The organism is Pseudoalteromonas sp. Isolate6 (assembly GCF_022398435.1).
Lineage (GTDB): Bacteria > Pseudomonadota > Gammaproteobacteria > Enterobacterales > Alteromonadaceae > Pseudoalteromonas > Pseudoalteromonas galatheae.
Window position 1 is genome coordinate 1 of sequence record NZ_JAKEVK010000159.1, and the last position, 11148, is coordinate 11148.

Here is an 11148-nt window from a genome sequence, read left to right on the forward strand (position 1 = left end):
GCGTTGATCACATTCTAGACGAAGGGGCACCTGTTCGCGCACTCAGTGATGCTCACGTACAAAACCAGCCCCCCAAATATGGCCAAGTCTATCAACAGCAACACGCACTGAAAGTGACACGTAACGGACAGCAAGTTACGATGACAAGATCTCAAGTTTCAAGCAAAAAAGAACCAAATCCCGTTTCTGAGTTTTTAATTAGAACTGTTGTCATTTTGTCTATCATCACTGCGGTAGGGTTATTGTGCATTGAAGCGTATAACGTAAATCGAAGAGGAGATCCTGCGGCAATGGGGTTAATGATGATGGCGATAGGCATAACTTTCGGATATCACTCAATAATGGGTAGACTTAGCCATTACACGCAACTTGTCAAAACCACTAAGTTCGCTGGTTGGGGCATAAACTTGATTAGTACATTGTTTTGTCTGTTAATCCTCGTTGAATTGTTGTCCAACTTTAGAGGCGATAAGGACGATAGAATCGCCCTTTCTATCGCTTTGATAAATATCTTTTTAATGGGCCGGCTATTCTTTATGTTATATGGGCCTAAAAACAAAAAAGTGCAGTAATACCAATTAGCGTAATTAAAACAACAGCGGACAATAAGCCACCACTAAAATCGGTGGCTTACTACATTGAGCCTGAGCGCCTTCAGAAAATCTGATTTGCCGACTCTTTTGCACTCATTTAAGAATAGCTACGATAAAACTCGCTTACTATGGTGTTATCTGACAGAATTCAACACCATGAGGATCACACCAAACATCACTTTCAACATAGTATGAACTAACTAGAGTTTCTGCGATACGTTCATTATTTTCTTTATACACGAACTCAAGCCTCACCCAGTTACTTTCGTTATCTCTTAGCTTTTCAGCAGTGAAATCTAGTTTAGGTCCTGAACCAGCATATCGATACGTCACCTCGGTGCGACCATCTCTGAAAGTCTGCACAGGGGTAAACCATTTCATTTCTACAGTCCCTGGCTGGTATCCATACGCCCCCAGCTTAGACGCATCAAACCGCCAACGAGTTACAGATACACCGTTGGGGTAAGTTTCTGATCCCAGCTTAGTTTTCTTGATTTTTACATTCTGTTTAACGTTAGGTCTGACGTCTACGTTGATTGAACCACAGTTAAAATCAGAAACTTTGTAGACTTCAATTGTGCTACGTCCCTCATATGGGAAGTTCAGCGTAAAGTCACGAGTTTGCTTAATAGGAATGGTCTTTTCGGTTGCATGAAGTTGCTTGTTCACATAAATTTCAATTTTTTCGCGTTGAAAAAAATCTGCGGCAGGAACCTTAACCGTGTACTCATAATTCTTTTCTGCTTGGGCAAGCCGAGGCCCATTAAAGCTCCATGAGCCTGAGGGCGTGCAAGCCAGAGCATTATATGACATTGAAAGTGCAGTAAAGCCTACGATTGTTGCTAATTTCATTACTTATCCTTTAGTTGGCTATTTATGAAGTTGATGACAACAATGTACCTAAAACGGGATGTCCATATAACTGTTATAAATGACAGGTAACTACTCATGTAACCAATAGGCTCAATGAGCAGTTATTAAGTTAAAACACACTAATATTTACACTTATTATCTAAAATCAGGTATATCTTCCTCACTCACTGCGGTGAGCAAAACTAAAGCTTTGCTCTGGCACCAGCTGACCGCTTAAATCGTTTGGTGTTGAGTAAAACGACACATTTAACATGTCTTTTTGGTTGTCTAGTTCGATATGTGCAAAGCCCCAAGTAAAAGCTTTATTCCAGACTAGGTCGTACTCTGGGTAACGCTTTTCTTGATAGTTAGCAAGCGGTGTATGCGTACCGCGCATTTTTGATGCGGCGCCACTGATAATAAGTGGTAACTTAGGCTTTGTATTTCCGGGAAGTACACGCGAGCAGTCGTCCGTTAACAGTTCCAGATCATGCTCATGGCCTGCAATATATGCATCTGCGTACTCACATAGTTCGGGTAAGATCAAGCGGCGTAATACATGTGCTTCGTCATATTTAGTGCCACCAATCGACCAAATTACATGGTGTCCATATACAATCTTCCATTTTGCGGTTGAGCTTTTAAGTCCATTTGCAAGCCAGGCTAATTGCCTGTGATCTTCCCCATTGACAGGTTGCTCGTGCTTTTCAATGTCTTCAACTTCGGCTTGACCACTTGCCAGTGCACTTGCCAATCCCTGTTCACTACCGTCCGGTTTTAGTGGAATTTCATAATAATGCTGACCAGAGAGCAACATATTGGTATCGAGTACAAAAAATTCTACGTCATTGCCTTTTTCACCAAAGGTATAGCTGTAATAACCTTTGCCATCCATATGAAAATTAGCTTGCTTAGCCATCCACTCGGTCTGTAATTTCACGCCGCGACGAGACGTCTTCCAATCGTGGTTGCCTAATGCTGAGTACACAACCAACTCTGGGTTTTGAATAAGTAGCGGCTTTAGCGGCCCTAGAATCAAGTCATCCATACGCTTTTGGTCATCTTTACCATCATTAGCGGCCGCACCGTCAGGGTAGATGTTATCACCAAGCTGAATAGCAAAGTCGCATGGCTTTTTCTCACACAAAGAGGCCATTGCCTGTCCAACCACCAACGCGCCAGTTTCCTCCGTTGCGGTTTCGGTTCCCGGATAAACATAGATAGGCGCATGATTAAACTCTTCGAGCGGGCGATGTTCTTCTAACCAATCCGCCTTTTCAGCAGCAATAAACTCAGCCTTATTTTTAGGTGATTTAATGTGCTTTGTTTTTGGGTAATCTGGGTGATAGCCGCCATCACCAAAGGCCAAAAAGTTAATACTTTCTGCGGCTTGCGCTGCGCTACTGAGCGCGAATAGTAAAGCTATTGTTGTTATTTTCATTGTTACCACTGCATCCTCCTGCATATAAATAAGATGGGTGTCCTGCTAATACCCTTCTGTTAATACCAAAGCTCGATACGATGGGTGCTTTTACAAGGACACCCACCTTTATTTCTTTCTTAGAAGGACGTTACCGTTACTCCAAGCTCAAATGAACGACCATAGGTTTCGTATTGGTAGTTGTAACGAGTGTCGCCTTGATAAATACTCATCGGCTCGTCGGTTAAATTGATCGCGTTGAAATAAAGCTGAGTTTGCTCGGTATAAAAGTACTTCATGCTGAAATCGAGTTGTAGGTGGTCGTCTTGGAAAACGCGCTGCTTATTCTCTTCAAACAAAAAGCTTTTGCTCTTGTACGACGCACTTAACCTTGCGCTTATTTGGCTATTTTCATAACCAAACATCAGGTTGCCCACGGTGTCAGATTGGTTTGGTAAGTTATCATCAGCGTCAATAAATGTGCCGTTAGCTGAGAACATCAAACCATTTTTAAAGTTCTTCGTGTATGCAAGTTCTACCCCTGTCAATTCAGCGGCGCCGCCATTAACGCTTTGAATAACTTCTTTATAGCCTTGCCACCGACCGTTATCTTGCACCTCGGCTTTGGTAATAAAATTATCGATGTTTTTGTGAAAAACACCCGCAGATAACACGCCAATCGCACCGGGGTAATATTCTACCGAAACGTCATAGTTTGTTGACTTGTATGGGTCTAAGTCTGGGTTTCCGACTTCGGCTTTACGCTCAATTTCAATTTCGCCGTCATCTTCTGTGGTCTCTGTTTCTATGATTTGAAATGCTGCTGCATCTTCAAAGCTTGGACGCGCAAGAGTTTGTGTATAGGCAAAGCGGGTGATCAGCTTATCGCTGATTTCATAGCGTAATGTTAAGTTTGGTAATAAATGGTCGTAGCTATCTTCAACTTGCCATTGGTTGATCTCGACGCGTTCAACGTCATTCACTTCATCATTAATGAGTTCAACACGATTACCACTTGTTGCATAATCTGTGTCTTCGTATCTAAAGCCTGCAATAACATTGAGTTTATCAATGTCGACCGTCAGCATGGCATAGAGCGCGGTGACGGTTTCTTCACTGGTGTATGAGCGACCTTGCGTTTCAATGTCAGTTTCAAGCGAGTTTAGCTCAAGGGCACTGCGATTACCGTAGAAGTAGTCGCGGATCTGGCCGCGACTTAAACCCGGACCAAAGGCCCCAAGCTCATACTCAGGCTCATAGGCGGCAAAGTCTTTCGCCGTTAGGTCATCAAAGCCGCCGTCATATAGCTTGGCATCAACGCGGTTAAACTTTTCACGGTCGGCATATTTACCACCAAATTTAATTTGCGCATTGTGACCAAGTAAAGTGAAGTCTTTAGTTAAATCCAGTCTAAAGCTGGTATTTTCATCTTCACTTAGGTTGTTCTCCCAGACAATTTCATCGATTTCAAAATTGCTAAGCTGCTGGGAAGCTTCATCCGCTGCAAGCGTAGGAGTCTTACCATCCAGTACATACCCTAGCGCAAAGTCTTCTCCAGCAAATGAGGTATCCAAGCGATTTGGCTCGCTTTCATCTGATTTCGAGTAGCCAATGCTGTATTCAATAAACCAATCCTGCACTAAGTTTTCGCCGCCCAAAACCACAGATAAAATGCTTTGCTCTTCATATCTGTCTTTGGTATCTCTATCCATTCCTGCACCTGAGAAATAGGCCGCATTTTGGCTTAGCTCATCGGCAAATACATCGCCTTTGTCAAACTTGTACTCATTGCGTTGACGAAATTCATCGTCAGAAAACTTGCTGTAGAGCGTGCGTAAGTAGTATTTGTTAAACCCTTTGTGATGGACATCAAGATTCAGTGCCGCCCCTAAACGCTCTCGCGTAATACGATAGTGGCGCTGCTCCATTTCCTCAGCACCAAAGAAGCTCACTTCTTCTCCTGAGTTCACATCGTCCATTTCTAGTTCCATCCAGCCGCCATCGGTTTCCATATTATGAGAACCAAACTCACGCTCAAACCAAGATACCGCCGTTGCAAGCCCAACTTCCACCTCTTTGCCTGCGGCATAAATATCGGTGAAGCTAAACGACGCTTTTGGGCTAGTTTCGCTCACCTGCTCATTGTGTGAAGCTTGTAACGTTACACTGTAGCTCTGCCCTTCTCGGTCAAAAGCACTGAGGCTTTTTACTTCGATGCTACCACCCACCGCCGATGCATCCATATCTGGTGTGACCGTTTTGCTCACCTCTAGGCTTTGCACTAACTCACTTGGGATGACATCCATCGCCACTGAGCGCACGCCCGCTTCAGGAGAAGGCACGTTGGCTCCATTGATGGTCACGTTATTGAGATTTGGGTCGATCCCACGGATTGCCACAAAACGGCCTTCACCTTGATCTCGTTGAATGGAAAGTCCAGGCAGACGTTGCAGTGCTTCTGCTGCGTTTTGATCCGGCAATTGACCGATGGAATCCGCGCTGACGATCGACTTAAGTGAGAGAGCATTTTTTTGTCGGTTTAGTGCTCCTGCTTGTCCGGCTCTTTGCCCCACAACAATAATATCGTCCATTTGGCCCGATTGAGAACCAAGCTGTACTTGAACATTAGTGACTTGGTTATCAGTAATCGTGATGCTTTTAGTCACTGTTTCAGCCCCAAGATAACTTATCTCAAGCGTATAATTACCCGCAGGGAGATTGGTTGCGGTAAAGCGCCCGTCTCGCTCAGAGATAAGGGTTCGGTCTAATTCTTTGATCACCACTTTTGCCCCTTGAAAGTGGCTCTTTTGCGATACGGAGCTAACTTGCCCTGTTAGGGTGTTAGCATTTGCAGCTGAGCTTAACGTCAGTCCAGCGCAGATCATAGCAACAGCAGAAAGCGTAAAGCTTGTCGGTAGGTTTTTTTTCATTATTTGCTCGCACAGGTTGAGTAGAATTTTAGCGCCCCGCTAAAACGTCGCGGCTACCCTAATGCGAAAACGTGACGCTTTTATTTCACTTGAGTGCGCTGCAGCCTATAACAGGGCGTTTATGACGGCCGAACGTGTGAATTTGAGCCGATATGACCCCCAAGCCTTTAGGGTTTTGTCAACGGTGCTTAACCTGAGCTATGTATATCAATCGGTTTGCTAGCTGCTGTTATGCAAAAATGTTGCGGTTTTTGTCATAAAAACATCGCCTTTACTGAGCTAAATTGACCCTATAAGCACCAAGCGCAAATTTTTACTATATCGCTCTACATTTTGACTAGACAATAAACATGAAACTTCAGCCTTTTTTACTTCATCAATCGCGGTGGTTGCTACTAGTGCTACTCACACTAGTTGCCATTACCATCACGGCCTATACCTCAGTACTGCGACCGCTGTCGGACGTCAATTGGCTCGATAGCCTTGGTGAAGGTGGCCTCACGCTGATGACACTGATTTGGATTGCGGTGACCTTGCTCACTCGACCAAAAGGGCTCGTCACTAACCTACTGTTTGCAGGGTTAAGTGCCATGTATGTTTCTATGTTGTGGGATTTTTTAGATGAGATGGTGGTGTTCACGCCCCATTATTTAACCAGTTTTGAAGCGATCCCTGCTTGCTTTGGCATGGTGCTGATGAGTATTTCAGCCTATTACTGGTACAAAGAACAAAGCATATTCAATCAAACCCTGATGAAAAAAGAGCGTTTTTATCGTGACCACAGCATGACCGACTTTGTCACCGGCCTCTACAGCGTAGAGTATATGCAAAATCAAGTTCGCCACGAACAATCTCGCCTTGCCAATGACACTAGCCCATTTTGCTTAACGCTATTCGACATTTGTAATTTTGCCGCTTATTCTCGCCAGCATGGTATGCAAAAAAGTAATCAGTTACTGCGCGATATAGCCGATATGCTCTCTTTGAGCATGCGTGAGAGTGATCTGCTGTGTCGTTTTGCAGCGGATAAATTTGTGGTCGTTCACCCACAAACCAATCATGTTCAAGCCCAAGCTTTTGCCAACCGTGCGGCAGAATTTATCGCCCGCCATGCCAACTATGATGACGGTAAAAACCAGCCGCAATATAGTGCAGTGAGATGGAGTTGTATCGAAGTTGATGACAAACACTGCGAATTTGAATCTCTGATAGCAGCGCTTGTGAACGAGCTGAATCAGGCCAAGGAAGCCGCGGCTTAATGTCCTATTTTGAGTGCCAAACAAAACAACTTGCGAGTCGCTATTTTGCACTCCCCTTAGTGGAGCTGGCTTCTCAGCGCGGTGTACATGCAGACATTATTTTGAAAGGCAGTAAGTTGTTTTATACCGATCTGCACGCTAACCCAACCTTCATTAGTTATGAGCAGTTTGAAACAATAGTAAGCAACCTTATCAGTCAGGCGAGCTGTCAGGAAGTCAGTTTTATTTACGGCCAATACCTACTTAATACGCTAATCAGTCACCATGCCGAGCTGCTATTTAATTGCCACAACATACAGCAATTACTCAAAGTACTTCTGCTTAAAGGTTTGGATATACTGCCTTTTTACCACGTTAGAAAACTCCAGACAGAAACAAGCTGCCATTTACTGTTTTCACCCGCCATTGCAGAAGGTAAGCCTGCGGTCACGCGATTTTTATGCGAAACCATGGCAAGCCTTTGTTGTGGCTACCTTAAGTGGCGCAGCCCAGAAGCCACCTTGACATTGCAGTTTCCGTATACAAAACCAAAACAAGTCGCGCAATACTTAAGCCATATACATCTAACTTACAGCTTTGATCACAGTGATTTTGCCGTTGTAATGAGTAACCAAGCTTTAGCTCAGCAACAAATTGGCACTTTTCCTTATTTAGTGGCTCGGCAGTTAAAGGCCTTACCCTCACCACAGCGTGGGTTTCTCGCCCAGCTGCACCGCTTGCAATTAAAATATCCTAAATATCATAGTGAGCAAATCGCCGAAATGATGGGCATGAGCGCTGCAACTTTTAAACGCAAACTCAAGCTGCATCAGACTACTTTTATTAACGAAAAAGACAGACTGCATCGTCAACAAGCCATGTTTTATGTGACTGAGCAAGGCTATTCCAATGAACAAATTGCAACCGCTTTACAGTTTAGCGACATCACTAATTTTCGCCGTGCATTTAAGCGCTGGACGGGATTAACGCCTTCTTATTTTCGTAAAATTTAACTTTATCCCCCATTTTTTCTTCTACACTGAAATGGATCTTGCGGTTACTAGGTCTTTTATAACGTGACTGCGTTTCGATAATCCCAGGGGCTGCTTACCTTTGCTGTTTGATTTTTGTTCTCCTGAGTGAGTTTTGATCGCGGCGCTCGACTTGCCGCATAGTGGGCTAAGCTAAAGTTGAGCAACAAAGAACGAAGCACACTCAGTTGAACCCGAAGGGCAGCGCTTGATTGCCATTTCTACTGTGTTATCGCCAGACTTACATAGAACAACTATGCTACGCTGGCTCTGCCTTGTATAAATGGCAATCAAACTGCTGCAAAAACAAACTTGAAAGATAAGCAGCCCCTTGGCCGAAGCTAAGCACGTTAATTGATAACAAAGAGGATTAAAAACATGAAAGCATTAACGGGCGCTGCAATGGCGATGATGGTTGCGGGTTTAGTGGGTTGTAATAGTACAGAGAATAATTCCACGAGTGCACAAGCTGCGACAGCTGAAACAGATTTAGTGCATTGTTATGATGTCAATGTTTGTGGTGGGCATAATGATTGTAAAACAGCGAGTAATGCCTGCTCAGGACAAGCTTCTTGCAAAGGCACCGGCTTTGTTGCGATGCCGAGTAAAGCATGTAGTGATGTCGGTGGCAATCAAAAAGACGCCTGGGTTGGCAGTGTCGCAAAGGCCGACCTTGTGCACTGTCACGATGTCAACGTTTGCGGAGGCCATAACGATTGTAAAACCGCAAGTAATGCTTGTGCGGGACACGCTTCTTGCAAAGGGACTGGATTTGTCAGCATGCCAGCAAAAGCTTGTGCTGATATTGGCGGCAAAGTGAAAAGCTAATAAGCGTTAACCTCGGCGCGTGTTTATCTATCAAGATTCTGGTTGCGATAGATAAACGCGCACTATGCATTAAAAGAGCGCAATTATGTCAGTACCCTTTTTGGGCTTTGGTCTTGGCCTACGCACGTGTTATTTTGACTCTATTATCGATACCCGACCACAAGTGGACTGGTTTGAGATTATCTCTGAAAATTACTTTGTCGACGGCGGCAAGCCTTGGTATTACCTCTCGCAGATTAAAGAGCAATACCCCATTGTGATGCACGGGGTATCGATGTCGATAGGCAGTACTTCGCCCCTAGATATGAATTACCTTGCCCAACTTAAACGCACCATCGCACGGGTTGAACCCGAATGGGTGTCAGATCACCTCTGCTTTAGCAGCTTAGGCGAATTTAATAGCCATGATTTATTGCCACTTCCCTACACCGAAGAAGCGCTGATACATCTCACCGCAAGAATCAATCAAGTACAAGACTACCTTGAGCGTCCAATGATCTTCGAGAATGTCTCAAGTTATTTAAACTACAAACAATCTGAGCTGACAGAGTGGGCGTTTTTGAGCGAATTGCACCAGCGTACCGGATGTCAGTTATTGCTCGACATAAACAATGTATATGTAAGCTCGCGCAATCATCAATTTGACCCAATGACTTACCTAAACGCCATACCAACACAAGCGGTTGCTCAAATCCACTTGGCTGGCCATAGTGATTTTGGGACGCATATTGTTGATACTCATGACCAACCCATTTGTGAAGAGGTGTGGAGTTTATATCGACAATACACCCAAAATAGATCCCCCATTAACACCATGATTGAGCGTGATGATAATTTTCCTGAACTCGCTGGATTGTTACAAGAGCTGAACTTGGCCAAAGGAATAGCCCCTAGCAGTTGGAGAACATATGGCTGATCTCGTCGCGCTGCAACACGCCTTTATTGCGATGCTAAAAGGCGATGACAGCCAGTTAATGGCTGAAATTGAATATCAAAACGGCCTAAATGTCGCGCAACGTGCGCAAATATACACTAACGCTTACCACATCAGATTAAAAAAAGTGCTAGAACAAGATCATGAAATGCTTGGCTTTTATTTAGGTGATGCACTGTTTGATGAGATGTTTTCGGGCTATCTAGAGCACTTTCCTTCGCGTTCAACTTCATTGCGCCAGTTTGGCGATGCGCTTCCTGAATATTTAAGTCAATTTGAGCCATTTAAACGCTACCCTATTCTCACTGAAATTGCACAATTTGAGCGTACATTACTCAGTGCTTTTGACGCAGAAGATGCGCCTCAATTGGGACTGGTGCACCTACAAAAAATTGCAGCTGCACAATTTCCAAACTTGCAGTTTACCCTGCACCCCAGCGTTCACTTATTGGGATTTACACATAATGCGGTCGACAGCTGGCAAGCGTTAAAGAACAGTACACCAGTTCCTGAAGTGTCGATAAAGCCAAACTACTGGATACTCGCCAGAGAGCGCGATATGCGCACTGGGTATCACTCGTTAACGGAAGCAGAATTTGCTTGTCTACAAAGCATGAACAATGCGCTGCCTTTTAGCTTTGTCTGTGAATACGCGGCCGAGCAAAGTGATGATCTAGCACAAGGCACGGCTATGGTGATGCAGTTGCTACAAAAAGGGCTTAACTTGGGATGGTTTAGTGGCTTTAAAGTTGCCATATAACCAAGATATTCAACAAATCGGCGCAGAAAATGAAGATCAAAGAAAAGTTAAAGCTGTATCAGTTAAGTTTAATAGTGAGCATGGCTTTCGCCTTGGTTGGCTTTTCTTACAATATCTGGCGCTTAGAAGAGACTGAGCGAAACAATAATATCCGTACCGCTTGCTTCGAAATGCTGAAAGAGCTCGCCGAGCTCGAGCAGCTGATTTATCTTTCTCATTACGATAAAGACATGATCAATGGTAATCCGCGCAAAGGGTGGATTAAAGTCGGTTTGCTCAATGACTTTAGCTACCTGACTAATGACGCTATAAAACTAGAAGCATCCACGCTGAGTATGACGTGGAGTGAAAACTGGCAATCAATTCAGACAGAGCCTCAATCAGTAACATTGTTAGTCCAAAACATCGACGAAGTGAGAGGAGAAATCAAAATACTGTTGAGCGATTTAGACTAGCGCCGCGCTCTACTCGCCCTAATACCTTTTCTAGAGGGGGAGCTTATCTAGCTCTATATTTGCTCGAACCACCTCTTCATAGGGGAGCCACACCACAACCTAAAATG

At 44.2% G+C, this 11148-nt stretch carries 10 protein-coding genes and 1 pseudogene; 7 read left to right on the forward strand and 4 right to left on the reverse strand.

The window, feature by feature from the left end:
* On the forward strand, positions 1–572 hold a 572-nt coding region (locus L1D50_RS17340; RefSeq protein WP_239966489.1), incomplete at its 5' end, for a hypothetical protein.
* A 147-nt stretch (positions 573–719) separates the two neighbouring features.
* On the opposite strand, the gene L1D50_RS17345 is transcribed toward L1D50_RS17340, so the two are convergent.
* The 3 genes from L1D50_RS17345 to L1D50_RS17355 form a co-directional block, all read right to left on the reverse strand.
* Positions 720–1445, reverse strand: a complete 726-nt coding sequence (locus tag L1D50_RS17345) for a hypothetical protein (protein ID WP_128727392.1) — start codon at positions 1443–1445, stop codon at positions 720–722.
* A gap of 181 nt (positions 1446–1626) precedes the next feature.
* The gene (locus L1D50_RS17350; RefSeq protein WP_239966490.1) at positions 1627–2886 is read right to left on the reverse strand and encodes a metallophosphoesterase; all 1260 of its coding nucleotides are present in this window, start codon (positions 2884–2886) and stop codon (positions 1627–1629) included.
* 119 nt (positions 2887–3005) lie between these two features.
* Complete coding sequence (locus L1D50_RS17355) at positions 3006–5795, reverse strand: TonB-dependent receptor (RefSeq protein WP_239966491.1); 2790 nt, start codon at positions 5793–5795, stop codon at positions 3006–3008.
* A 350-nt stretch (positions 5796–6145) separates the two neighbouring features.
* Here L1D50_RS17355 and L1D50_RS17360 point away from each other — a divergent pair, with 350 nt between their 5' ends.
* Positions 6146–7054, forward strand: coding sequence for a GGDEF domain-containing protein (locus tag L1D50_RS17360; protein ID WP_239966492.1), 909 nt, complete (start codon positions 6146–6148; stop codon positions 7052–7054).
* Entirely contained in the window at positions 7054–8046 is a 993-nt protein-coding gene (locus L1D50_RS17365; RefSeq protein ID WP_239966493.1) for a helix-turn-helix domain-containing protein, read from the forward strand. The genes L1D50_RS17360 and L1D50_RS17365 overlap by 1 nt, the downstream gene beginning before the upstream one ends.
* A gap of 21 nt (positions 8047–8067) precedes the next feature.
* Here the strand turns inward: L1D50_RS17365 and L1D50_RS17370 are convergent.
* Positions 8068–8283 (reverse strand): annotated as a pseudogene (locus L1D50_RS17370) (hypothetical protein).
* 159 nt (positions 8284–8442) lie between these two features.
* Here L1D50_RS17370 and L1D50_RS17375 point away from each other — a divergent pair.
* The 4 genes from L1D50_RS17375 to L1D50_RS17390 all read left to right on the forward strand — a co-directional run bounded on the left by L1D50_RS17375 (position 8443) and on the right by L1D50_RS17390 (position 11041).
* Entirely contained in the window at positions 8443–8892 is a 450-nt protein-coding gene (locus L1D50_RS17375) for a hypothetical protein (RefSeq protein WP_128727397.1), read from the forward strand.
* A gap of 85 nt (positions 8893–8977) precedes the next feature.
* Positions 8978–9808, forward strand: a complete 831-nt coding sequence (locus L1D50_RS17380) for a DUF692 domain-containing protein (protein WP_128727398.1) — start codon at positions 8978–8980, stop codon at positions 9806–9808.
* Positions 9801–10586 (forward strand): DNA-binding domain-containing protein, encoded by a 786-nt coding sequence (locus L1D50_RS17385; RefSeq protein ID WP_128727399.1) that lies wholly within the window; start codon positions 9801–9803, stop codon positions 10584–10586. The genes L1D50_RS17380 and L1D50_RS17385 overlap by 8 nt, the downstream gene beginning before the upstream one ends.
* 29 nt (positions 10587–10615) lie before the next feature.
* Positions 10616–11041 carry a hypothetical protein gene (locus tag L1D50_RS17390; RefSeq protein ID WP_239966494.1) on the forward strand — a complete coding sequence of 142 codons (426 nt, stop codon included), beginning with the start codon at positions 10616–10618 and terminating at the stop codon, positions 11039–11041.
* The last annotated feature ends 107 nt before the right edge of the window (positions 11042–11148 follow it).

Bases quoted from the DNA above. Each gene is read 5' to 3' on its own strand.
- L1D50_RS17345 (WP_128727392.1), bottom strand. From the start codon at position 1,445: ATGAAATTAGCAACAATCGTAGGCTTTACTGCACTTTCAATGTCATAT.
- L1D50_RS17350 (WP_239966490.1), bottom strand. From the start codon at position 2,886: ATGAAAATAACAACAATAGCTTTACTATTCGCGCTCAGTAGCGCAGCG.
- L1D50_RS17355 (WP_239966491.1), bottom strand. From the start codon at position 5,795: ATGAAAAAAAACCTACCGACAAGCTTTACGCTTTCTGCTGTTGCTATG.
- L1D50_RS17360 (WP_239966492.1), top strand. From the start codon at position 6,146: ATGAAACTTCAGCCTTTTTTACTTCATCAATCGCGGTGGTTGCTACTA.
- L1D50_RS17365 (WP_239966493.1), top strand. From the start codon at position 7,054: ATGTCCTATTTTGAGTGCCAAACAAAACAACTTGCGAGTCGCTATTTT.
- L1D50_RS17375 (WP_128727397.1), top strand. From the start codon at position 8,443: ATGAAAGCATTAACGGGCGCTGCAATGGCGATGATGGTTGCGGGTTTA.
- L1D50_RS17380 (WP_128727398.1), top strand. From the start codon at position 8,978: ATGTCAGTACCCTTTTTGGGCTTTGGTCTTGGCCTACGCACGTGTTAT.
- L1D50_RS17385 (WP_128727399.1), top strand. From the start codon at position 9,801: ATGGCTGATCTCGTCGCGCTGCAACACGCCTTTATTGCGATGCTAAAA.
- L1D50_RS17390 (WP_239966494.1), top strand. From the start codon at position 10,616: ATGAAGATCAAAGAAAAGTTAAAGCTGTATCAGTTAAGTTTAATAGTG.